The sequence below is a fragment of the Pseudomonas arabinosi genome, assembly GCF_047758675.1.
GTDB lineage: Bacteria > Pseudomonadota > Gammaproteobacteria > Pseudomonadales > Pseudomonadaceae > Aquipseudomonas > Aquipseudomonas arabinosi.
On the sequence record NZ_CP180480.1, the window covers coordinates 5,491,127 to 5,514,007 of the forward strand.

Consider the following 22,881-nt stretch of genomic DNA (forward strand, 5'->3'; position numbering starts at 1 on the left):
GCGAGCTTGCTCGCGATAGCGGTAGGTCAGGCAACACGTGAGGCCGAGGCTAGCCGCAACCTCCCATTCGCCGTAGCATCGCGCCATTGTTTAGCCGAGGTACCTATGCTGATTCCCCACGACCAACTTGAAGTCGACACCCTCACCCGCCTGATCGAGGATTTCGTGACCCGTGACGGTACGGACAACGGCGATGACACGCCGCTGGAAACCCGTGTTCTGCGTGTTCGCCAGGCATTGACCAAGGGCCAGGCGCTGATTGTCTTCGACCCGGAAAGCGAGCAATGCCAGTTGATGCTCAAGCACGATGTGCCCAAGCACCTGTTCGACTGAGGTCTTCAGCGCCCTTTGTTTTTCGCCAGTTTGACCTGGATGCGGTCATAGACCTCGGCCCGGTGCACGTTGACGTTCTGCGGCGCTTCAACACCGAAGCGCACACTGCCTCCGTTGACGGCAAGAATGCGCACGGAAATGTTGTCACCGATGGAAATCATCTCGCCCACAACACGACTGAGTACAAGCATGGCATTAGTCCTTCAGGGTTATCGAACCCTGAAGATGCCCTGCACCGAGTGGGGCTTCAATGCGACAGCGGCAAATCAGTCCCGCCCTACAGCGCCATCCGAACAGATCCTATGGAAACGTCCGACAAACCGGTTGAATGAAGGACCGATCCTTCAGGAAGCGGAGAAACGCGGGCCGAAAAGGATGACGCTCGCCCCGATTACACACAACGCCACGCCGAGCCAGTCCGAGCCCAGCGGACGAATCCGCTCGACCACCGCCAGCCAGCCGATCGACGCGATGATGTAGATGCCACCGTAAGCGGCATAGGCGCGACCGGCGTAGGTCGCTTCGATCCGGGTCAGCAGCAGCGCGAACAAGGTCAGACTGAGCAGAGCCGGCACCACCCACCAGGCGCTTTTACCCTGGCGCAGCCACATCCAGAAGGCAAAGCAGCCGGCGATTTCAAACAGCGCGGCGAGGAAAAACCACAAATAATTGAGCATGCAAACGTCCCGCGAGGATGGCCGATGGCGGCCACCCTAACGACGGTGTTGCGTACAGGCAAGTTCAGCCTGCGGTTTGTTTGGCCTTGGCGCGCATTTTATCGGCCATGGCGGTCATTTCGTCGTAGAGCAATTGCGGGTTCTTCTGCTTGAGCGCCCAGGCCATACGGCCCTGTTCGTGAGGCAGAATCATGAATTCGCCAGCGGCAACGTGCTGATAGATGTAGTCGGCAATGTCGGTCGCGCTGATTGGCGAGCTTTCCAGCAACTTGCCGACCTGGGCTTTCATGGCCGGTGTCGGGCCACGGAACGAGTCCAGCAAGTTGGTCTGGAAGAACGATGGGCACACCACATGCACGCCGATTTCCTGCTGCGCCAGTTCGACCAGCAGGCTTTCGGATAACGCCACCACGCCAGCCTTGGCCACGTTGTAGTTGCTCATGGCCGGGCCTTGCATCAGGGCGGCCATCGACGCGATGTTGATGATCTTGCCTTTGCTTTTTTCCAGCAGCGGCAGGAAAGCCTTGCAGCCCTTGACCACACCCATCAGGTTGATCGCGATCTGCCAGTCCCAGTCTTCCAGGGACAGTTCACTGAAGAACCCGCCCGAGGCAACGCCGGCGTTGTTGACGATGACATCGATGCCACCGAGTTTCTCGTCGCAGGCTTGGGCGAAAGCGGTGAGCTGACTGTAATCGCGCACGTCGCAACGCTGGATAAAACCGTCGCCGCCGGCTTCTCGAACCAGTTTCAGGGTTTCCTGCAGACCGGGCTCGCTGACATCCGACAAGGCCAGCTGCCAGCCTTCACGCGCCCAGCGCAGCGCGATTTCGCGACCTAAGCCCGAGCCCGCGCCAGTGATCATCATGCGATTTTGCATAGCAAACAGCCTTGTTGTTCCGGGGAAGATGCATCGAGTGTAGCGAAGGACAATGCCTGACCCACGCTCCATCAGATTGCTGAATGGCCCGAGCAAACCGGGAGAGTGCCTGAACCCACTAGAGCAATAAAAAACGAAATAAGCCTTTCTTCGAAAAACATTAAAAAAACTTGGAATTTTCTTTCATGTGCGACAGTCGGATTTTGTAAGCAGCCCGGTTTTATAGCCTCCCGGCTGACCATTAAACGCCAGGCAATTCCAGAACACTTCCAACAAGGAAATAGACATGGGCACAATTCTTATCGTAATCCTGATCCTGTTACTGGTTGGTGGTTTGCCAGTGTTCCCGCACTCCAGAAGTTGGGGTTATGGCCCGTCGGGTATCATCGGCGTGGTGTTGGTGGTGCTGTTGATCCTGCTGTTGCTCGGCAAGATATAAAGGTTTAACAGGCAAAAAAAAGAGGCCCTTGAAGAGCCTCTTTTTTATTGCATCAAGACTTAGTCCGGCTTGCCATCAACCACACCGGCGGTGTTGTCGATCAGGCTCTTGGTCGCCGTTTGCAGGAACGCTTCGAGCTTGAGCTTCAGCTCAGCGGTACGCGGTGCATCCGGAACGATCTCGGCGTGAGGTGTCGCGCCCAGTTCGTACTGGTACATCTTCGGCGCCATTTCCTTTTCCTTCGGCAGCACCAGAATCTGATCAGCCGTGATGATGGCGGTGGTCTGCTCGCTACCCGACGGCTTGATCACGCCAAAACCGGTGTCGCCCTCTGGCAGGTTGAGCAAATCGCGGCCCCAGCACTGATGACGCACTTCGCCACCGATACGGCCCATGATGGTCGGCACGATGTCGATCTGCGTGCCCACGGTATGGTCTCGCTCGCCGAACTTTTCCTGGATGCCCGGTGCGATCATCAGCATCGGCACGTTGAAGCGGCCCAGGTCCATTTCGGTGATCTGACGCTCGTTGCCAAAACCGTGGTCGCCGACGATCACAAACAGGGTTTCCTTGAAATACGGCTCCTTGCGGGCCTTTTCAAAGAACTGGCCCAGTGCCCAGTCCGCATAACGCATGGCGGTCAAATGCTCGTTCAGGCTACCGCGATCGGTCACGGGCTCAACCGGCAATGGGGTCGGCAAGGCGTATGGCGTGTGGTTGGACAGGGTTTGCAGCAACGCATAGAACGGCTTGCCGTTTTCCCGTGCCTTGAGCTCTACCAGACCACGGTCGAACATGTCCTGGTCGGACACGCCCCAGGTCGGATCGGAGAACACCGGGTTCACGAAGTCGTTACGACCAATGAAGTTGGTCATGCCCTGGTTGCTGAAGAAACCCGACTGGTTATCCCAGGCAAAGTCGCCGTTGTAGACGTACACGTCGTCATAGTCACGGGCACTGAGCAATTGCGGCAGGCCGGACAACTTGTGGCTGCCTTCCGGCGTCTGCATCAGGTATTCGAAACCTGGCAGGTTCGGGAAGCACGCCATGGTGGCGAACATACCCTGGTGGGTATGGGTGCCGTTGGAGAAGAAGCGGTCGAACATCAGGCCTTCCTTCGACAGTTTGTCGAGGTACGGCGTGATGTTGCCCGGTGCGCCCAAGGCGCCCACCGAGTGACCGGCCATGCTTTCCATCAGGATCACGACGACGTTCTTGATCGGCAGAGTCTTGTCGGCCGGTGGCGTGTAGTCGCGACGTACGGCTGCGGTTCCGGCATCCACCAGTTTGTCGTCCGCCATCACCAGCATGTCACGCACGACTTTCTGCGCTTCAGGCTGTGGCAGGGTGGCTTTCCAGATGTTGTCGCGATCTTCGGACATCCGGCTCTTGGCCGCGGCGACCAGCGACAAGGTGCCGTTGAGGCCCAACTGGTTGGCGAAGTTCGAGTCGGTGGTGTAGACGTCACCCCAACGCATTGGCGGGCCCTGACGCAGGGTGCCACGAGCGGCGACCACGCAGACCAGCAGGCAGACGACAAACACCGCGATGCGTGAATACCACGGGGCGACCTTGCGCGTGCCGATGCTGCCACCGCTGAAGGGACCACGAGGACGGGTGGCGCGATCGGCGCCCTTGAACGCCAGGGTCAGGATCAACGTGCCCACGGCCCAGGCCAACAGGTAGCGAACCACCGGAAAACCGTACCAGAGCATGCTCATCACGGTTTTCGGGTCTTCCTTTACATACTGGAAGACCAGGCCGTTGAGGCGCTGGTGGAACTCGCGGTAGAAGTCCATCTCCATCAGGCCGAGGAACAGCGCGATACTCGAGGCAATGGTCAGCCAGAACCGGAAGAATCCACGTGCGGCCATCGCTCGGGCGCTGAACAGCGCCAGCAGCAACGGAATGCTGAGGTAGACCACCAGGCGCAGGTCGAAACGCAGACCGTTGGCGAACGCTTCGAGAAAGGTCGAGGCCGGGGTGTCGAGGATCATCTCGCGGTTGTAAACCAGCAGCGCAACGCGCAGCAGGCTGAACATGACCATCATGACCAGGGCACACAGCAGCGTGTAGGCCAGATGCGATTTGACGGTCGGTTGCAGCAGGCGACTAGAAGCTCGCTGCTGACTCAGGGCGTCCGGGTTTGCCATGTCGTTTTAGGACCCATTGGAAGTTGAAGTTTCAAAAATACAGCGGCGCCTTGCCCTCTGTTGGCCAGTTCTCGACCCCGGGGCTTGCGCGGTGCGCAAATGTTGCACGATCAACCGCGGCATTGCCATTGATTACTGCCCGCATGTTGGCGCGGGCGAATTGTCTTGGAGGCTTTGTGAAAATTTCGTGCAACGCATATTCGGAAACAAAATAAAGTCGATTGCTCTGAATGCCCGTTAGTTCGGGGGCATATCCGTTTCTTTGGTAACGGCGGCTGGCGGTTTCGCTTTTACAGCGAGTCACTTGGAAAAGCCCCAAGTAACCAAGGGCTCCTGCCCCGCCATTCGGTGCCTCGCCTAGGCTCGGCATGCCGTAACGAAGGCATTGCTCCGGGGGCCCGCCGCCATCGGCCATCCATGGCCGGGGGCGGCTACCGCGGCATCCTTGCCGCGGTGCCCCCTGCGCAACGCCTGCGTTCGGCCTCTGGGAAAGGGGCAACAGATCAAAATCAAAAGCCACAGCCACAGCAAGATCAAAAGATCGCAGCCTCGTTTCACTCGACAGCTCCTACCGGGGAGAGGGGGTGTACGCACGCTCCTCACCACTCAACAGGCCGAGCGTTAGCTCGCCTGCAGCTTTTGATCTTGATGCACCGCCCCATCGAGAGGCCGAGTGGAGATTCTGCGCAGTGGGCAACCCGGCATGGATGCCGGGTTAGCCGCCCCCGGCCATGGATGGCCGATGGCGGCGGGCCCACGGAGCAGGACCGGAGCGAGGGCATGCCGAGCCTAGGCGAGGCACCGAACGAAAGGGGCAAGAACCCTTTGGTTACTTTGGGGTTCTTTTCCAAAGTGACTCGCTGTAACAGCGAAACCGCCAGCAGCCGTAACCGCAAAAACGGATACACACCGCCGACTTTGGCAAAAAGAGCAGAGCGCTTACTTCTCAGCGCGTGCCTTCAGGGCTTTCAAGGTATTAAACGGCGCATCAACCACAAACTTGTTAGCAACCATCGACGGAATGCTACCGCCCGGCTCGGTATGCACCTGATAGGTCACTTCGATCTGATCGCCCTTGGGCACGAACTTCCAGAAACCGTCGACCTTGGTCACCCGCACAAAGCCTTTTTCCTCAGGAATGTACTTCGGCACACCTTCAAGTTTGCGAGTCAGACTGCCATCGGCGCCTTCGATGGTGGTCACATGCAACACGGAGTCACGCGCGGTAACCGGCCAAGGCGTATTGAACTGGGTGTAGGTCCAGTTTTGATCGCCTTCGTGCTTGAGCAACTTTTGGGTTTTGCAGTCGTGAATCCAGGCGCAAGCGCCTGACACGTCTTCCTGCAAAGCGCGCAGTTTGGCGATGGTGGTCTTCATCAGGGTCACGCCCTGGTAAGCCTTGTAATCGGAGCCAGCCACTTCACTCAAGGAAACCTTGATACCGTCTTCATTCTTGGCAACTTTCCAGTCTTCTGCCTGAGCGGCCGTGGAAGCCAGCAAAACCGTCAAACCACACAGCACAGCCATACGTTGCAGCGAACCCATAGTCTTATTCCTTATTGTTGAAGATCCGTTCGTTGAACACATCACGCCGCCGTCATTTCCTCCCACCAGCCCAGCAATTTGATTGCTTCGTCATCGCTGCTGCCACAGACCTCGACGTCGGCTTCAAACGCCGAACAAACGGCCGGCCTTTCCGGTTTACCGAAAATACTGCACAGGTTTTCGATTGAAAGTTGTACGCAGCGTTCTCCCGCGGGTTTGCCATTAGGCATACCGGGAATCGGTGAACTGATGGAAGGGGCAATGCAACAGGCGCCACAGCCTTCACGGCATTTCATGACGACGAGCTCCTCGACGGGCGATGTGTTAAAGGACGTGGCACAGGGTAACCGCTAAAACGCTTGTTTAAAATTGCCTGGACCCGGGTTTTTTCGCTTAAACGAGCGTGACTGACCAGTCTCCGACAAAGCGTCTGGCCAGCGGGTCACGGACGGGGAGAAATTATCGTTTGAACTCGAATTCCAGAGCTGCGCCTTCGACTTCATGACGCTCTTCGTTGCGCAGTTGCAACTGCATTTCGTTGCTGATCAGCCTCCCGTTGAGCTGAAACGGACCAGCCTTGTCACCAAACATTTGCGGCAATAGTGCATCGTGCCGTGGCAACGCCACCGTACCGAGCGGTTTCAGCTCCTCGGCCATGTCTTGGGGCAGGCTCAAATCCAGGTCGGCCGAAGGAAGCTTGGTTTTTACGATCTCACTGGCGGGTTTGGACTTGGAGGCAATCGGCCGTCGCTTTTTCACCTTGGCCACTGTCTTTTTGACCGGTGCGGCTTTCTTGACCTGTGTCGGTTTTTTCGCGGTGGCGCTTGCTGCCGGTTTTTCTTGAACGGAAGCCGCCAATACGCCTTCGGCCTGGAAGGTCATCAGCAGGCAGATCGATAGCCAGACGGCGGGAAAAATCGGCTTCATGGACCCAACGGTACAAACGGCAGGACCCATATGCTCCCCTGTTGCACGCAACATGACAAGCTCGGGCAGGAATAACCTGCCCGCCCCCTCAAAAGCCGCCGACCATCTCCTGACAGAGCTGGGTGGCGAGCATGCCCAGGGTCATCAACGCACGCTCGGCTTCACGGTTCCAGGGTGTGCCGCAGTTCAACCGAATGCAGTGGTTGAACTGCTCGGTGTTACTGAAAATCAGCCCCGGCGCGATACTGATGCCTTGCTGCAACGCACGAACGTGCAGCTCCTGCGTGTTGACCCGCCCCGGCAGGCTGACCCACAGAATGAACCCGCCGGTCGGCCGAGTCATCTGCGTGCCTTCAGGGAAGTATTGCTGCACCGCCAGCTGGAAAGCGCTGAGGTTCTTGCGGTATTCCTGGCGGATGTAGCGCAAATGTCGGTCGTAACCACCGTTCTCCAGGTACGCCGCAATGCCCATCTGCGTGACGCTGCAGGCCGAATGGGTGCTAAAGGTCTGCAAACGCTGGATTTCCTGCTGGTACTTGCCGGCAATCATCCAGCCGATCCGCACGCCCGGCGACAGGGTTTTGGAGAAGCTTGAGCAATAGATCACCCGATCCAGCCGATCGTAGGCTTTAAGTGATTTGGTACGACCCTGCTCGAACATCAGTTCGCCGTAGATATCGTCTTCGACAATCTGGATATCGAAATCCGAGGCCAGGCGCAGCAGTTGCTTCTGCCGCTCTTCAGGCATGGTGCCGCCCAAAGGATTGCTCAGACGAGTGGTCAGCACCAGCGCCTTGATCGACCATTGGTTGGCCGCCAGCTGCAGGGCTTCGAGGCTCATACCGGTGGCCGGATCGCTCGGAATCTCGATGACCTTGAGGCCCAGCAGGTCGGCCAGTTGCAGCAAACCGTAGTAGGTCGGCGACTCGGCGGCGATCAGGTCGCCTGGGCGTGTCAGCACTCGCAGGGACATCTGCAAGGCATCAACGCAGCCGTGGGTAATCACCACTTCCGACGGATCGACCACCACGCCGGCATCGCGCATGCGGATCGCCACTTGTCGGCGCAACGGTTCGAAACCCGGGCTGAACATGTAGCTGAACGCCCGCGGGCTATGGAAACGGGTGACTTTGGCCAATTGCTGATGCAGCGCCCGCACCGGCAGATAATCAACGCTCGGCACGGCCGCGCCCAAGGGAAACACACCTTCGCGGCGGGATTCGACCAGAACTTGCTGGATGATGCTGCTGCGAGTGACCAGACCAGGACGCTCGACCCGGGCGATGTCCGGTGTCGGCGCGGTCAGGGCCGGGGTCTGGTGCACGTAGTAACCGGACTGCGGCCGGGCGCGGATCAGCCCTTGATCCTCGAGGTTGGCGTAAGCCTGCAACACCGTCGCATGGCTGACGTTGAGCTGCGAGCTCATCTTGCGCACCGAAGGCACGCGCTCCCCCGGTTGATAGACGCCACGGCGGATGTCTTCGGCCAGTTGTTGAGCAATACGTTGGTAGAGCAAGAGATTGGTCATGACGCAGCACTCGATTTCACGGGCATTTTATTCTTGTGTGAAACAATACCGGAACAGTTTAGAAGTGTACTGGGACAGTTGCCACAATAGTCGACCGTACAGTGCAGTGTCAGCAAAAACTGTACTGTTTTGTGAGTTGATCAGCAGGCGTAAAAAAACCCGGCGCTGACGAGCAGGCCGGGTTTTCCAGTGACGCAGCCCTTAGCGGGCGGCGCCGAGCTGGCCTTTTTCGTCAGAGAACACAATTTCCACCCGACGGTTCTGTGCACGTCCCCGTTCGGAGGCGTTTACGTCGACAGGGTATTCATCACCGTAGCCTTCGACCTGAATACGTTTATCGTCGATGCCCAAATCCATCAGCACGTCCGCCACCGATTGCGCACGGTCACGGGACAGCTTGAGGTTTTCCTGCTTGCCGCCGGTACTGTCGGCATAACCTTCGATACGCACCACGCGCTTGGGGTTGAGCTGCAGGAACTGCACGATTTTCAACACCACGCGGTTCGCCGAGTTTTTCAACTCCGCTTCGCCCGTGTCGAACAGCACGTCGCCCAAGGTCATCACCAGGCCACGGTCGGTCTGGGTGGTCGCCAACGCGACAATCTGTTCCTCGAGCCACTTGCCCTGCTGCTGCACACTGAACAATTTGGATTCGCGCAGGGCCAGTTGCAGGCGCTGACGCTCCAGTTCGAGCTTCGCCGCACGTTCTTCGTTGAGCACCTGATTGGTGTGTTCGCGCGCGATTTCGCTATAGCGTTCACTCAGGTAAGCGTAATGCAGCACGTCCGATCCACTGCCCCAGTAGCTGGACAGACGATCGGCACGGGCCAGCGACTCACCGGCGCGAATCACATCCTTGGGCGCGATTCGCAGCACGTTGGAATCTTCCTTGACCTTCTGGAAGTCAGTACTGGCCTGCTGCAACGCGGCCTCGCTGTGCTGACCGGCACAACCATAGAGGCTGGCGCAGCCTGCCAGGATCAAACCGCCCAGGGCTTTGGTCTTGAGGCTCATTGGGCATCTCCCAGTTGCTTGCGCAGGCGAGTGATGCGGGTGTTGAGCACGTTCAACTGCTCCTCGCTCTTGAGGGTCAGAACCCGGGCTTCGGCCAGACGCGCGTCCAGCTCGGCCTGCTCGGACCGCATGCGCGCGTTCTTGAAGGATTGGTCGTTCATGCTGCCCTTGGCGCGGTTGAACTTGTCTTCGGCCAGTTTCATTTCCGGCACATCGGCGGCGGTGGCGCCCACGGCCTTGGCCTGCTCGAGTGCCTGTTCGGTCAGGCGCATTTGTTCATTCGGCGCCGGATCGGCTGCACAACCCGCCAGAGCCAGAACGGCCAGGGCAGCGAAAAGAGGTCGAATACTCACTAAAAATCCCTACTGTTTTGGGGTACTGACAGGTTGTTGCTGCGGTTGTGAGAGCTGCGCCTTCCAGCGCTCGATATTGCGTTGCAGCACGGCTTCCGTCAGTCCGGACGCGGGCAATTCTGTCATCTTTTTGGCCAGCTGTCCGCGCAACCACGGATCGTTGCAGGCGGAGTTGTGGGAAACCGCGAGGAACAGGCCGGGTTTGTCGATCGGTTGTGGACGGGCGATCAGGTCGTTGGCCAGGTTAAGTGTCTGCGCGGCCGCCATGCCCGAGTAGCGTCCGGCAAGGACAAATTCCACTTCGCCCAGCAGCAACTTCTGAAAGGCCTGGGTCAGGTTAGGTGTACGTACGAGGGTCAATTGCTGCTCGGCGAACGTGCCAAATGCCGGGGTCATACGAGACTTTTCCGACAATGCGCCGGGATGACCGTGAAGGTCCTGCGCTTCGTTGTAGATCAGCGTCGAGTCTTTGCGGGTCCAGACCAGGTAATCGTTTTCCAGTAACGGCGGATGAATGTAATCCAGAGTGTCCAGTTCGCTGACCGTCAATGACGCATCCGCCAGCATGTCCATTCGTCCACTGCGCACCTCATCCAGGGCCTGGGCACGTTTACCGGCGTAAAGCAGTTCGACCTTGATCCCCAGCTCCCCCGCCACTTGCTGCAACAGATCGGCACTGGCGCCGATCAGGTGCTTGGGGTTTTGCGGGTCTTGCCACAGGTACGGCGGCGCATCCGGGCTGCCGGTCACCACCAGGCGTTCGCACTTGCCCGCAGCGACGGACAGCGCCGGCAACACCGTCAGACCCAGCAACAATGACCAGCCGTAAACGCGGCGCAGATCCATGGCGACACTCTCCCACTCAAATCCGAAACAAAAAAAAGCCCGACCAAAAGGTCGGGCTCTTTATAAGTCAGGCCGCTGGATTAGACCAGCTTCTCGAACTCAGGGATTGCTTCGAACAGGTCTGCCACCAGGCCGTAATCGGCCACCTGGAAGATCGGCGCTTCTTCGTCCTTGTTGATCGCAACGATCACTTTGGAGTCTTTCATGCCGGCCAGGTGCTGGATCGCGCCGGAGATACCGACGGCGATGTACAGCTGCGGAGCAACGATCTTGCCGGTCTGACCGACCTGCATGTCGTTGGGTACGAAACCTGCGTCGACCGCGGCGCGGGAAGCACCCACAGCAGCACCCAGCTTGTCAGCCAGGGCGTACAGGTGTTTGAAGTTGTCGCCGTTCTGCATGCCGCGACCGCCGGAAACGACGATCTTGGCAGCGGTCAGTTCCGGACGATCGGACTTGGCCAGTTCTTCGCCGACGAAGCTGGAAATACCCGCATCGTGAGCAGCCGCAACGGCTTCAACAGCCGCCGAACCACCTTCAGCAGCGACCGGATCGAAACCGGTAGCACGCACGGTGATCACTTTGACCGCAGCGTTCGATTGAACGGTGGCGATGGCGTTACCGGCGTAGATCGGGCGCTTGAAAGTGTCAGCGCTTTCGACCGAGATGATCTCGGAGATCTGGTCAACATCCAGCTGAGCGGCAACGCGCGGCAGGATGTTTTTGCCGTTGGAAGTGGCAGCAGCCAGGATGTGGCTGTAGCCCTTGCCCAACTCTGCAACCAGCGGTGCAACGTTTTCCGGCAGTTGATGAGCGTAGGCGGCGTTGTCGGCCACCAGCACTTTAGCCACGCCAGCGATTTTCGCAGCGGCTTCAGCAACAGCACCCACATTCTGGCCAGCGACCAGAACGTGAATGTCGCCACCAATTTTGGCGGCAGCAGCAACGGTGTTCAGGGTGGCAGGAGCCACAACCTTGTTGTCGTGCTCAGCGATTACCAAGATAGTCATGATTAGATTACCTTCGCTTCGTTTTTCAGTTTCTCGACCAGTTCAGCAACCGACTTGACCTTGATACCCGCGCTGCGTGCAGCAGGCGCTTCGACTTTCACGGTCTTGTTGGTGGAGGCGGTGGAAACGCCCAAAGCGTCCGGAGTCAGCACTTCGAGAGGCTTCTTCTTGGCTTTCATGATGTTTGGCAGGGACGCGTAGCGCGGCTCGTTCAAACGCAGGTCGGTGGTGACGATGGCCGGCAGTTTCAGGGAAACTGTCTGCGCGCCGCCGTCGACTTCGCGAGTCACGGCAACGGTGTCGCCGCTGATTTCGACTTTCGAAGCGAACGTGCCCTGACCGTAGCCGCTCAGTGCAGCGAGCATCTGGCCAGTCTGGTTGTTGTCGCTGTCGATGGCTTGTTTGCCAAGGATCACCAGCTGAGGCTGTTCCTTGTCGACAACAGCCTTGAGCAGCTTGGCAACGGCCAGCGAAGTCAGGTCTTCAGCGGATTCGACGAGGATGGCGCGGTCGGCACCCAGAGCCAGCGCGGTGCGCAGTTGCTCTTGAGCGGTGGACGGGCCGATGGAGACGACGACGATTTCAGTCGCAACACCTTTCTCTTTCAGGCGTACGGCTTCTTCCACTGCGATTTCGCAGAACGGGTTCATCGACATCTTGACGTTGGCGAGGTCTACGCCGGAATTGTCCGCCTTGACGCGAACCTTGACGTTGTAATCCACAACGCGTTTGACAGCTACAAGAACCTTCATGGATTCCTCGTTACTCTCCGGTGAAAAGAAAGTCGCCTAGGCGAACCTGGCGGTTTGATGCTCATCGGCGCAAGGGCACCTCTAAAAACGCTGGCAAAGGTGTCAAGTGACAAGCGCTCACGATGAAGATGACCGTTCGTCAGTGGTGACTGACGAGTCATTCATTATCGCGGCGTGTAAACTGCGCGCCGGAACCTGCGCTGCGCATCACCTTGTACTGCCATCGCCCTGTCTTTAGAGGTGCTCTTGATACCAACAGTCAGCCTACGGCGAGCGCAAAACCGACCGTATCTTGACCGGAACGCCTATTCCGGTCAATACGGCAAAATGGCCAGTCATAAGCCGCGTGACTTTGATTTCTCTGGCTTTGAGCCGATTCAAACAAACGTTTGTATTGGACGCTAGGAGTGGTGTAGATATAATGCGCCACCTTAGAGAGAAAGGTGGTTCATCGATTGTCCTCTTCCTGCATTGCGCAGGGATTCATGGATGCGACACCAAACCTCCAATTAGAAAAAAAACTGTTGAGCCTTGAGTAGGAGATAACCTGTGGAACGCGAATACATGGAATTCGACGTGGTCATCGTCGGTGCCGGCCCCGCTGGTCTTTCCGCCGCCTGCCGATTGAAGCAGAAGGCCGCCGAAGCCGGTAAGGAAATCAGCGTCTGCGTGGTCGAAAAAGGCTCCGAAGTGGGTGCTCACATCCTGTCCGGTGCCGTGTTCGAACCACGCGCCCTGAACGAATTGTTCCCGGACTGGAAAGAACTCGGCGCCCCGCTGAATACGCCAGTCACCCGCGATGACATCTTCGTTCTCAAGAACGCCGACAGCGCGCAAAAGATTCCCGACCTCTTTGTGCCCAAGACCATGCACAACGAAGGCAACTACATCATCTCCCTGGGCAACCTGTGCCGCTGGCTGGCCCAGCAGGCCGAGAACCTGGGCGTGGAAATCTACCCAGGCTTCGCCGCCCAGGAAGCGTTGTTCGACGAGAACGGCGTAGTCCGCGGGATCATCACTGGCGACCTGGGTGTTGACCGCGAAGGCAACCCGAAAGAAGGCCTGTACACCCCGGGCATGGAACTGCGTGGCAAGTACACGCTGTTCGCCGAAGGTTGCCGTGGCCACATCGGCAAGCAACTGATCAAGCGCTTCAACCTCGACAGCGATGCCGACGCCCAGCACTACGGCATCGGCCTGAAAGAAATCTGGGAAATCGACCCGGCCAAGCATCAACCAGGCCTGGTGGTCCACACCGCCGGCTGGCCGCTGGACATCATGGGCACCGAGAACACCGGCGGCTCGTTCCTCTATCACCTGGAAAACAACCAGGTCGTCGTCGGTCTGATCGTCGATCTTTCCTACAGCAACACCTACCTGTCGCCATTCGACGAGTTCCAGCGCCTCAAGCATCACCCGGTGCTCAAGCAGTACCTGGAAGGCGGCAAACGCATCAGCTACGGCGCTCGCGCCATCTGCAAAGGCGGCCTGAACTCGCTGCCGAAAATGGTCTTCAAGGGCGGCGCGCTGATCGGTTGCGACCTCGGCACCCTGAACTTCGCCAAGATCAAAGGCAGCCACACCGCGATGAAGTCCGGCATGCTCGCCGCTGAATCCGTGGCCGAGGCGCTGTTCGCTGAAAAGGACGGCACCGAAGAGCTGACCACTTACGTCGACGCGTTCAAGAAGAGCTGGCTCTACGACGAACTGTTCGCCAGCCGCAACTTCGGCCCGGCGATCCACAAGTTCGGTGCCATCGTCGGCGGCGGTTTCAACTGGCTCGACCAGAACATCTTCGGCGGCAAACTGCCGTTCACCTTGCACGACACCAAGCCGGATTACGCTTGCCTCAAGCTTGCGGCCGACTGCAAGAAGATCGACTACCCGAAACCGGACGGCAAGATCAGCTTCGACAAACTCAGCTCGGTGTTCATCTCCGGTACCAACCATGAAGAAGAGCAGCCGTGTCACCTGAAGTTGACCGACCCAAGCATCCCGATCGCCAAGAACCTGCCGCTCTACGATGAGCCTGCCCAGCGTTACTGCCCGGCCGGCGTGTACGAAGTGGTGACCAAGGAAGACGGCGAGAAGCGCTTCCAGATCAACGCCCAGAACTGCGTTCACTGCAAGACCTGCGACATCAAGGACCCTGCACAGAACATCACCTGGGTGGCGCCGGAAGGCTCTGGCGGCCCGACTTACCCGAACATGTAAGTCGAATGTCTGAACATCAAGGCTCCCGAACGGGGGCCTTTTTGTTGCCCGCGGTTCAAGCCACACCACAATCCCCCTGTGGGAGTGAGCCTGCTCGCGATTGCGGTGGGTCATCCAGAATAGATGTCGACTGACACACCGTAATCGCGAGCAGGCTCACTCCTACAGGGAGATCCATTGCCAACTCAGGCAGCGCGTTCGTCACCGGGATTACGCTCGAAGTAGCGCTTGTACTCGCGACTGAACTGCGACGTGCTTTGATACCCGACCCGATGCGCCACCTGCGCCACGCCCAACCCCTCGCCCAGCAGTAACTGCTGGGCCCTGAGCAAACGCAAGCGCTTCAAGTACTGCACTGGCGATAACAAGGTGCTGCGTTTGAAATGCTCATGAAAGGTCGACGCGCTCATATTCGCGCAACTGGCCAAGGTCTCTACGTTCAGCGGCTCGGTGTAATGCGCATGCAGATGACTCAGGGACGCCGCGATCCGGGCGAACTGCCCCTGCTGTTCCACCAACGCACGCAACACATCAGCTTGCGGACCACGCAAAGCAACGAACAACAATTCCCTCAGCCGCGCCGGCCCCATGATCTGGCATTCCAGCGGATCGTGCAGGCAACGCAACAGCCGCTCCACACAACCACGCATCGCATCGTCGAGCACCGCCGAGGTCATGGACTCTGGCGTTTGCGCCGCAATACTACGCCCCGGCGCCAGCCCCATGGCCAAGACCAATTCACCGAGCAACACACGATCAATGGCAATCGAAACCCCAAGCATCGGCCCATCCGGTGCTGAAAACGTTTCGCACTCAAAGGGCACCGGCAATGCCTGAATCAAATAATGCCCGGCACCGTACTCCAGCGTACGCGGCCCCAGATACGCCAGCTTGCTGCCCTGGGCGATGATGACCAGGCTCGGCTCGTAAATCTGCGGGCCGCGAACCACATCACAACTGGCCCGTAAAACCTGCACACCCGGCAACGCCGTAGGCGCGAAACCATCGCGATCAGTCAAAGGCTGAATCAACGAAACCAGCGTGGCATTGGCATCGAGATGACGGGTCAACAACATGAGGGCTCTTCACAAAAAAGTCGCGAAAATCGGGATAAAAGCATCATCGCAGGTCTGATGGCCAATGCGACCCATTGAAGGCTGATGCCGGAGGATTAGGCATGACACCCGGAGGAATCGCCATGGCCGGAGGCCGGTGCGGCGCCCAAAATACGCCACCTCACCCGTCACAGCTTTTGCGAGGTTCATCATGTACACCGCTATCGGATACGCCGCCCAATCGGCCACCACTCCCCTCGCCCCCGTAAAATTCGAGCGCCGCAGCCCACGGGCCGACGACGTTGCGATCGATATTCTCTACTGCGGCGTCTGCCATTCCGACATCCACCAGGCACGCAACGAGTGGGGCATTGCCGTTTACCCATTGATGCCCGGCCACGAGATCGTAGGCAAAGTTACCGCGATTGGTGCGAACGTCACCCAGCACAAAGTCGGCGATCTGGTCGGCGTCGGCTGCATGGTTGATTCCTGCCGCAGCTGCGAAGCCTGCCAATCGAACCTCGAGCAATACTGCCTCGAAGGTCCGACCATGACCTACGCCACCCCGGACCGCGTCGATGGCAGCAACACCATGGGCGGCTACTCCGACAGCATCGTGGTCAGCGAACACTTCGTGGTGCGCATCCCGGAAAAACTCGACCCGGCCAGCGCCGCGCCGATCCTCTGTGCCGGCATCACCACCTATTCGCCGCTCAAGCACTACGGCGTGAAGGCAGGCGACAAGGTCGGGATTCTCGGCATGGGCGGCCTCGGCCACATGGGCATCAAGTTCGCCAAGGCGATGGGCGCGGAAGTCACGCTGTTCACCCGCTCGGCGAGCAAGGCTGAAGAAGGTCGTCGCCAGGGTGCGGACCACGTGATCGTGTCCACCGATGCCGAACAGATGAAGGCCGCAGCAGGCCATTTCGACTTCCTGCTGGACACCATTCCGGTGCAGCACGACCTCAATCCCTACCTCGATACGCTACGTTTCGACGGCGTGCACATTCTGGTGGGCTTGATCGAACCGGTCGATCCACCGGTCCACGCCGCCAAACTGGTATTGGGCCGTCGTGTGCTGGCCGGCTCGCTGATCGGTGGCATCGCCGAAACCCAGGAGGTGCTGGATTTCTGCGCCGAGCACAACATCACCTGCGACATCGAAATGCTCGACATCCGCCAGATCAACGAGGCTTACGCCCGCATGATCGCGGGTGACGTGAAGTATCGTTTCGTGATCGACATGGCAACGCTGAAGGTCTAAACCTTAGCGCCAAGCTCCGCCGACAGCCGGGCTGTGACCCCTTTGATCAGGGGAATCAGCTCGGCCATTTTTTCCAGCGGCATGTACGGCACGGTGCTGGCGATGCTGATACCGGCGACGATACGTTTGCTGGCATCGCGGATCGGCGCCGCCACACAGCGGATCGACGGTTCGTTGTCTTCCAGATCGAACGCATAACCGCCCGCCACGTACTCGATCATGCGCTGCTGAAATTGCTCCCAGGACTGCTCCGGGTGCTGCGGCCAGAACTGATTTTTCCCACCCGCCGGCAAGCTGACTTCGTACAGCCGCTGCCATTCTTCCTGCGTGTCATCGAGCATCAACGCCTTGCCGATCCCGGTGCGCGCCAACGGCATGCGATGGCCAACCCGCGAACGCATTTCCGGGCCATTGCGCCCCGGATTCTTGTGCAGGTACAGCACCTCATCGCCTTCTCGAATCGCCAAATGAATGGTGTCGCCGGTCAACGCCGACAACTCATCCAGATACGGCCCGGCAAGGGTCACCAGCGGCAGCTCTTCGCGTGCCTGGAAACCCAGCTCGATCAGCTTCGGCCCCAACAAATAACCGACTTGCGGCACCACGCGCAGATAACGCTCGTCCACCAGGCAACTGGCCAGACGATGGGTAGTGCTGCGCGTAGTGCCGATCAGCCGGGCGATTTCCTTGAGATCGCGGGCGCCACTGGCCACCGCCTGAACCACACCCAAGCCACGAAGCAGTGTCTGGGTGCCGGTCGGTGCGGCGTCCTTGGCGATTTTTGGGGCGTCTTCCTGCATATCCAGCCTTTACCGTTGAGCGAGTGAACGGGCGGCATTATGGTCGCCCGCATGCCGCAACTACAACTTGATACGCTCGACTTTGCCGACCAGCAAGATGTAGGAAAGCGCGCCAATCAACGCCAGAACCGAGATATAGGTGATCGCGGGAGCGAACGAATCACCGGTGGCGAGGAAACCGATGACGATCGGCGTGGTAATCGCCGACAGATTGCCGATGAAGTTGAACACCCCGCCGGTCAACCCGAGCAAGCGCGCCGGGGCTAACGTTGAAACCAGCGACCAGGTGATCGACGCGAGCCCGTTACCGAAGAACGCCAACGCGAGGAAGGCAATCACCAACGGTGTCGACTCGACGAAGTTGGCGCCGATGATCGAGGTGGAAATCAGCAGGCCGCCAATGATCGGCAACTTGCGGGCGAAACCCACGGTGTAGCCGCGGCGGATCAGCCAGTCGGAGAAGAACCCCGAACAGAGCACACCGACGAAGGCGGCGAGAAACGGCAGCGACGCCAACAGGCCGGACTTGATGAAGTCCATGCCGCGATATTTCACCAGGTAGGTCGGGAACCAGGTCAGAAAAAACCACAACGTCGAGTTGAGGCAGAACTGGCCGAGGTAGATGCCCCACAACTTGCGTTTGGTCAGCACGATGCCGAGATCGGTCCAGCTGAATTTGGCTTTGACTTTGGCTTGTTCAGCCTGGATATCCACCAGCCCGCCGCCATCGCGGATCAGCTCGATTTCGGCATCATTGGCGCCTTTGAAATCCCGTGGCTCGCGATACACCGCGTACCAGATCACCGCCCAGAGAATGCCCACCGCACCGGTGCTGACAAACACCATGTGCCAGCCATATTGATGCTGCAGCCAGGCCAATACCGGCGTCAGGAACGCCAGACCGACGAACTGCCCGGACGTGTAGAAACCGATGGCTGTGGCGCGCTCGCGCTCGGGGAACCAGGTGGTGACCACACGACTGTTGATCGGGTACGCCGGTGCTTCCAGTGCCCCGACTGCCATGCGCAACACGAACAGTGCGATGAAGCTGGCAGCGAAGCCGAGCATGACGGTGGCGATCGACCACAGCAGCAGCGCGACGCTGTAAAGGATGCGCGGCGGGACGCGATCCACCAGCCAGCCGCCGGGGATTTGCATCGCGGCGTAAGTCCAGCCGAATGCCGAGAAGATCAGCCCGACGTGGATTGGATCGATGCCCAGTTCGCTGGTGAGTGCCGGGGCGGCGATGGACAGGTTGCTGCGGTCCAGGTAGTTGATCACCACGGTGATAAACAGCAGCACCATGATGAAAAAACGCTTGCGACTGGGCGTCACCAACGACGCCTGCCCGGTGAGGGTTTGCGGTTGCATGGGAAATGCCTCTTCTTATGTTTATTGAGGTCGATGTGAAATCCGGGTTTGCCGCAAATCTCCCTGTCCATGGAGATCAAACTGTGGGAGCCAGCCTGCTGGCGATGGCGGTGTGTCAGATGACATCAATGCTGGCTGATAGACCGCTATCGCGAGCAGGCTCACTCCCACAGAGGGTTTGCGGTGGATTAGAGATCACTCACCACTCGGCAAAACTGCCATCGGCATGGCGCCAGATCGGGTTGCGCCAGCGGTGGCCGACGGCCGCGCGTTCGATCACGTATTCCTCGTTGATCTCGATCCCCAAGCCCGGGCCGTTGGGGATTTTCACGAAGCCTTTGTCGTAGTCGAACACCCGCGGATCCTTGACGTAATCCAGCAGGTCATTGCTCTCGTTGTAATGAATGCCCAGGCTTTGTTCCTGGATGAACGCGTTGTAGCAAACCGCATCCAGCTGCAAACACGCCGCCAGTGCAATCGGGCCCAACGGGCAGTGCAGCGCCAGCGCCACGTCGTAGGCTTCGGCCATGTTGGCGATCTTGCGGGTTTCGGTGATACCTCCGGCGTGAGACGCGTCCGGCTGGATGATGTCGACGTAACCTTCACTGAGCACACGCTTGAAATCCCAGCGCGAGAACAGACGCTCGCCGAGAGCGATCGGCGTACTGGTCAGCGGCGCCAATTCTTTCAGCGCTTCGTAGTTTTCGCTGAGTACCGGCTCTTCGATGAACATCAGTTTGTATGGATCGAGTTCCTTCATCAGCACCTTGGCCATGGGTTTGTGCACCCGGCCATGGAAATCGACGCCGATGCCGACGTTCGGGCCCACCGCATCGCGCACGGCGGCGACGTTGGCCAGGGCCAGGTCGACTTTCTCGAAGGAATCGAGGAACTGCAGCTCTTCGGTGCCGTTCATTTTCACCGCAGTGAAACCACGTTCGACGGCTTCTTTTGCAGCGCGCGCGGTGTCCGCCGGCCGATCGCCACCGATCCACGAATAAACGCGAATCTTGTCCCGCACCTGCCCACCGAGCAGGTCGCTGACCGACACACCCAAAGCCTTGCCCTTGATGTCCCACAACGCCTGGTCGATACCGGCCAGGGCGCTCATGTGGATTGCACCGCCCCGGTAGAAGCCGCCGCGGTAAAGCACGGTCCAGATGTCTTCGATGTTGCGTGGGTCTTTGCCGATCAGGTAGTCGGACAATTCTTCAACGGCAGCGGCGACCGTGTGAGCGCGGCCTTCAACCACGGGCTCGCCCCAACCGGTCACGCCCTCGTCGGTTTCGACCTTGAGGAAGCACCAGCGTGGCGGAACGATGAAGGTGGTGAGTTTGGTGATTTTCATCTTTTTGTCTCTCTTATAGATGTAGCGCTCGCAGCGCCAAAAAGTCTTAGCGAAGGGCTTTCCAGGCAGCCACGTAGGCCTTGGCGTTAAGCGCCACTTCCTCAGGCGTCATGCCCGGTTTGAACAACCCGGAACCGAGGCCGAAACCTTTGACGCCCGCGTCGATAAACACCTGCATGTTGTCCGGCGTGATTCCGCCGACCGGCGCCAGAATCGTTCCCGCAGGCAACACTGCGAGCCAGGCTTTGACGACTGCCGGGCCCATCTGCTCGGCCGGAAACATCTTCAACACGTCCGCCCCTTCGGCCAATGCCGCAAAGGCTTCAGTCGGCGTCGCCACACCCGGCGACAGGAACAACCCCGCCGCTTTTGCTGCGCGCAACACCTTGGCATCGCTGTGCGGCATGACGATCACCTGACCGCCCGCCGCTTTCACTTGCTCGACCTGCTCCGGCGTCAACACCGTGCCCGCGCCGATCAGGCAATCGGCGGGCAAGGTACTGCGCAGGATGCGGATACTTTCGTACGGCTCAGGGGAATTGAGCGGTACTTCGATGACGCGAAATCCGGCGGCGTAAAGGACTTCGCCGATGGCTGCCGCTTCTTGCGGGCGCAGGCCACGCAAAATCGCGATCAGACCGTTTTGCGCCAATGCTTGCTTGAGCATGTCTGACCTCCAGTCAGGTTTAACGGGATGGGTTGGGTGTGATCAGTCCGGCGGCAACCGCCAACTGCCACAAGCCGCGTTCGGTGGCCTGTTCGGCCAGGGTCACCCGGGCAAAACCGCAGGCATCGAGCGCCCGGCTGTAGCGGGCACAGAGTTGGGAATTACCGATGAGGATGATCGAAGGCAGATGAACGCTGTTGCGTCGGCGCCGCTGAACACTCGCCAACGCTGACAGTTCATGGCCGATCAACAGACCGGACAAGTAATCCGGTTGGGCGGTGGCGCTGAGTTCGCCAGTCAACCCGAGGCTGCGGGCACTGAACAATGTCGACAATGGCCCGATCTCGCCATCCGCCGACAGCGCCACCTGCACACCACGATCAAAGGCGTGGCCATCGAAGGGCGCGCCCTTTTGCTGGGTACGCCCCAGAATGCTGTGCTCGCTGAGCACGGCGAAGACTTCGCCGGTCATGAAGGTATCGAACTGCACGATGCAGCCGTCGGCCACTTCCACCCACTTCGAATGGCTGCCCGGCAGACCGATCAACAGATCACCACCCGCCTCGGCCGGCAGATTTTGCAGGACCCCGAGCACTTGGGTTTCTTCGCCGCGCATCACGTTTGGCAAACGAGACCGCTGAATCACGCCCGGCACGATGTGCACATCGACACCGCGAAGACTGCGAACTGTTTGTAGGGAAGTTCCGAGATTGGCGACGTTCGCCGGCGTATCGCGGTAAGCCGCTTCACGCCAGCCTTGTGCGCTGCCGACCATGCCGCAAGCAATCACCGGCAAATCGGGCTGCGCGTCGAGCCAGTCACCGCAGGCCTCATCGAAGGCCAGTTCAAAACCGTCGGCACATTCCTGACCCGCGATCATGCGCGGCGTCCTGGGCAGCTGCATGATCCCCGACGACAGCGAACGCTGTTCGAGCACCTGGCCACCCGCGGCGAGTTTGTAAGCACGTAATGAGGTTGTCCCCCAATCGAGCGCGATCAATTGCGCCAGCATCGCTTCACCTGTTTTGTTTATTGGCAGTGAGTGAGCTGGACTATAAACCCGGACACATCAAAATCTCAATATATAAATATCACTCCCATATATTGGGACAAGATCAAAAAAAGATCGCAGCCTTCGGCAGCACCTACGGATAGGTGTAGGTGCTGCCGAAGGCTGCGATCTTTAATAGACGCCGGTTGCGATCTAGCCCTCGGCAAATTCCCGCAACACCGCCCCATCCATCCGATACCGCACCCACTCCTCCTGCGGCTGTGCACCCAACGACTTGTAGAATTCGATCGCCGGTTTATTCCAGTCCAGCACGCTCCACTCAAAGCGACCGCAATCATTGGCGCAGGCGATTTTTGCCAGATGGCGTAACAAGGTTTTACCCGCGCCGCCGCCACGCTGGTCGGGGGTGATGTAGAGGTCTTCGAGGTACAGGCAGTTGCTGCCCAGCCACGTGGAATAACTGAAGAAGAACACCGCGAAGCCGATCGGCGAGCCGTCGCGCAGGCAGATCAGGCCGTGGGCGGTGGCGCCTTCGCTGAACAGGCTGCGCTCGATGTCGGCGACACTGGCGATGACTTCGTGGCGGGCACGTTCGTAGTCGGCCAGTTCGGTGATGAACCCGAGGATTTGCGGTGCATCGCTCGGGGTCGCCGGGCGGATCTCGATCGTCATGGACGTGCCTTCGTCAAAAGT

The 22,881-nt window shown here is 59.1% G+C and carries 25 protein-coding genes; 4 read left to right on the top strand and 21 right to left on the bottom strand.

Annotated elements, in window-relative coordinates; genetic code table 11:
• Positions 1–105 precede the first annotated feature (105 nt).
• Positions 106–333 (top strand): YheU family protein, encoded by a 228-nt coding sequence (locus tag ACMXYJ_RS25480; protein WP_003199186.1) that lies wholly within the window; start codon positions 106–108, stop codon positions 331–333.
• Positions 334–338: 5 nt separating this feature from the next.
• Here ACMXYJ_RS25480 and csrA read toward each other — a convergent pair whose 3' ends face one another.
• The 3 genes from csrA to ACMXYJ_RS25495 form a co-directional block, all read right to left on the bottom strand.
• Positions 339–524, bottom strand: coding sequence for a carbon storage regulator CsrA (gene csrA, locus ACMXYJ_RS25485; RefSeq protein WP_415757414.1), 186 nt, complete (start codon positions 522–524; stop codon positions 339–341).
• Positions 525–677: 153 nt separating this feature from the next.
• A complete protein-coding gene (locus ACMXYJ_RS25490) occupies positions 678–1,010 on the bottom strand; it encodes a YnfA family protein (protein WP_074878904.1) in 333 nt (110 codons plus the stop codon).
• A 64-nt stretch (positions 1,011–1,074) separates the two neighbouring features.
• Entirely contained in the window at positions 1,075–1,890 is an 816-nt protein-coding gene (locus ACMXYJ_RS25495) for an SDR family oxidoreductase (RefSeq protein WP_056742507.1), read from the bottom strand.
• 280 nt (positions 1,891–2,170) lie between these two features.
• Between ACMXYJ_RS25495 and ACMXYJ_RS25500 the strand changes: the two genes are divergently transcribed.
• The gene (locus ACMXYJ_RS25500; RefSeq protein ID WP_169858239.1) at positions 2,171–2,329 is read left to right on the top strand and encodes a DUF3309 family protein; all 159 of its coding nucleotides are present in this window, start codon (positions 2,171–2,173) and stop codon (positions 2,327–2,329) included.
• Between the two features lie 59 nt (positions 2,330–2,388).
• Here ACMXYJ_RS25500 and ACMXYJ_RS25505 read toward each other — a convergent pair whose 3' ends face one another.
• The 11 genes from ACMXYJ_RS25505 to ACMXYJ_RS25555 all read right to left on the bottom strand — a co-directional run bounded on the left by ACMXYJ_RS25505 (position 2,389) and on the right by ACMXYJ_RS25555 (position 12,457).
• Positions 2,389–4,482: an LTA synthase family protein gene (locus ACMXYJ_RS25505; RefSeq protein ID WP_415757415.1), complete on the bottom strand. Its 2,094-nt coding sequence runs from the start codon at positions 4,480–4,482 to the stop codon at positions 2,389–2,391.
• Positions 4,483–4,513: 31 nt separating this feature from the next.
• Entirely contained in the window at positions 4,514–4,801 is a 288-nt protein-coding gene (locus ACMXYJ_RS25510) for a hypothetical protein (RefSeq protein WP_415757416.1), read from the bottom strand.
• A 620-nt stretch (positions 4,802–5,421) separates the two neighbouring features.
• The gene (locus ACMXYJ_RS25515; protein WP_415757417.1) at positions 5,422–6,027 is read right to left on the bottom strand and encodes an START domain-containing protein; all 606 of its coding nucleotides are present in this window, start codon (positions 6,025–6,027) and stop codon (positions 5,422–5,424) included.
• A gap of 41 nt (positions 6,028–6,068) precedes the next feature.
• Positions 6,069–6,323, bottom strand: coding sequence for a YkgJ family cysteine cluster protein (locus tag ACMXYJ_RS25520; protein ID WP_415757418.1), 255 nt, complete (start codon positions 6,321–6,323; stop codon positions 6,069–6,071).
• A gap of 163 nt (positions 6,324–6,486) precedes the next feature.
• Positions 6,487–6,954: a translation initiation factor 2 gene (locus ACMXYJ_RS25525; RefSeq protein ID WP_415757419.1), complete on the bottom strand. Its 468-nt coding sequence runs from the start codon at positions 6,952–6,954 to the stop codon at positions 6,487–6,489.
• 88 nt (positions 6,955–7,042) lie between these two features.
• Positions 7,043–8,482: a PLP-dependent aminotransferase family protein gene (locus ACMXYJ_RS25530; protein ID WP_008146981.1), complete on the bottom strand. Its 1,440-nt coding sequence runs from the start codon at positions 8,480–8,482 to the stop codon at positions 7,043–7,045.
• A 201-nt stretch (positions 8,483–8,683) separates the two neighbouring features.
• Positions 8,684–9,496: an OmpA family protein gene (locus ACMXYJ_RS25535; RefSeq protein WP_415757420.1), complete on the bottom strand. Its 813-nt coding sequence runs from the start codon at positions 9,494–9,496 to the stop codon at positions 8,684–8,686.
• Positions 9,493–9,849: a DUF4398 domain-containing protein gene (locus ACMXYJ_RS25540; RefSeq protein ID WP_095132108.1), complete on the bottom strand. Its 357-nt coding sequence runs from the start codon at positions 9,847–9,849 to the stop codon at positions 9,493–9,495. The genes ACMXYJ_RS25535 and ACMXYJ_RS25540 overlap by 4 nt, the downstream gene beginning before the upstream one ends.
• Before the next feature lie 9 nt (positions 9,850–9,858).
• Positions 9,859–10,695 carry a substrate-binding periplasmic protein gene (locus ACMXYJ_RS25545; RefSeq protein ID WP_415757421.1) on the bottom strand — a complete coding sequence of 279 codons (837 nt, stop codon included), beginning with the start codon at positions 10,693–10,695 and terminating at the stop codon, positions 9,859–9,861.
• 80 nt (positions 10,696–10,775) lie between these two features.
• Positions 10,776–11,705: an electron transfer flavoprotein subunit alpha/FixB family protein gene (locus ACMXYJ_RS25550; protein WP_283181184.1), complete on the bottom strand. Its 930-nt coding sequence runs from the start codon at positions 11,703–11,705 to the stop codon at positions 10,776–10,778.
• 2 nt (positions 11,706–11,707) lie between these two features.
• A complete protein-coding gene (locus tag ACMXYJ_RS25555) occupies positions 11,708–12,457 on the bottom strand; it encodes an electron transfer flavoprotein subunit beta/FixA family protein (RefSeq protein ID WP_056745417.1) in 750 nt (249 codons plus the stop codon).
• A 549-nt stretch (positions 12,458–13,006) separates the two neighbouring features.
• Between ACMXYJ_RS25555 and ACMXYJ_RS25560 the strand changes: the two genes are divergently transcribed.
• Positions 13,007–14,671: an electron transfer flavoprotein-ubiquinone oxidoreductase gene (locus tag ACMXYJ_RS25560; protein WP_415757422.1), complete on the top strand. Its 1,665-nt coding sequence runs from the start codon at positions 13,007–13,009 to the stop codon at positions 14,669–14,671.
• A 185-nt stretch (positions 14,672–14,856) separates the two neighbouring features.
• Here the strand turns inward: ACMXYJ_RS25560 and ACMXYJ_RS25565 are convergent, their stop codons facing one another.
• Entirely contained in the window at positions 14,857–15,747 is an 891-nt protein-coding gene (locus ACMXYJ_RS25565) for an AraC family transcriptional regulator (RefSeq protein WP_415757423.1), read from the bottom strand.
• 190 nt (positions 15,748–15,937) lie between these two features.
• Here ACMXYJ_RS25565 and ACMXYJ_RS25570 point away from each other — a divergent pair, with 190 nt between their 5' ends.
• On the top strand, positions 15,938–16,990 hold the full coding sequence (locus ACMXYJ_RS25570) for an NAD(P)-dependent alcohol dehydrogenase (protein WP_283181187.1): 1,053 nt from the start codon (positions 15,938–15,940) through the stop codon (positions 16,988–16,990).
• Here ACMXYJ_RS25570 and ACMXYJ_RS25575 read toward each other — a convergent pair.
• The 6 genes from ACMXYJ_RS25575 to ACMXYJ_RS25600 form a co-directional block, all read right to left on the bottom strand.
• The gene (locus tag ACMXYJ_RS25575) at positions 16,987–17,790 is read right to left on the bottom strand and encodes an IclR family transcriptional regulator (protein ID WP_223480819.1); all 804 of its coding nucleotides are present in this window, start codon (positions 17,788–17,790) and stop codon (positions 16,987–16,989) included. The two genes, ACMXYJ_RS25570 and ACMXYJ_RS25575, sit on opposite strands and share 4 nt — an antisense overlap.
• Before the next feature lie 60 nt (positions 17,791–17,850).
• On the bottom strand, positions 17,851–19,161 hold the full coding sequence (locus ACMXYJ_RS25580; RefSeq protein ID WP_415757424.1) for an MFS transporter: 1,311 nt from the start codon (positions 19,159–19,161) through the stop codon (positions 17,851–17,853).
• 199 nt (positions 19,162–19,360) lie between these two features.
• Entirely contained in the window at positions 19,361–20,509 is a 1,149-nt protein-coding gene (gene dgoD / locus ACMXYJ_RS25585) for a galactonate dehydratase (protein WP_008152275.1), read from the bottom strand.
• A gap of 46 nt (positions 20,510–20,555) precedes the next feature.
• Complete coding sequence (locus ACMXYJ_RS25590; RefSeq protein ID WP_415757425.1) at positions 20,556–21,176, bottom strand: 2-dehydro-3-deoxy-6-phosphogalactonate aldolase; 621 nt, start codon at positions 21,174–21,176, stop codon at positions 20,556–20,558.
• A 19-nt stretch (positions 21,177–21,195) separates the two neighbouring features.
• Complete coding sequence (locus ACMXYJ_RS25595; RefSeq protein ID WP_415757426.1) at positions 21,196–22,188, bottom strand: 2-dehydro-3-deoxygalactonokinase; 993 nt, start codon at positions 22,186–22,188, stop codon at positions 21,196–21,198.
• 192 nt (positions 22,189–22,380) lie between these two features.
• Positions 22,381–22,860, bottom strand: a complete 480-nt coding sequence (locus ACMXYJ_RS25600) for a GNAT family N-acetyltransferase (RefSeq protein ID WP_150657035.1) — start codon at positions 22,858–22,860, stop codon at positions 22,381–22,383.
• Between the last annotated feature and the right edge of the window lie 21 nt (positions 22,861–22,881).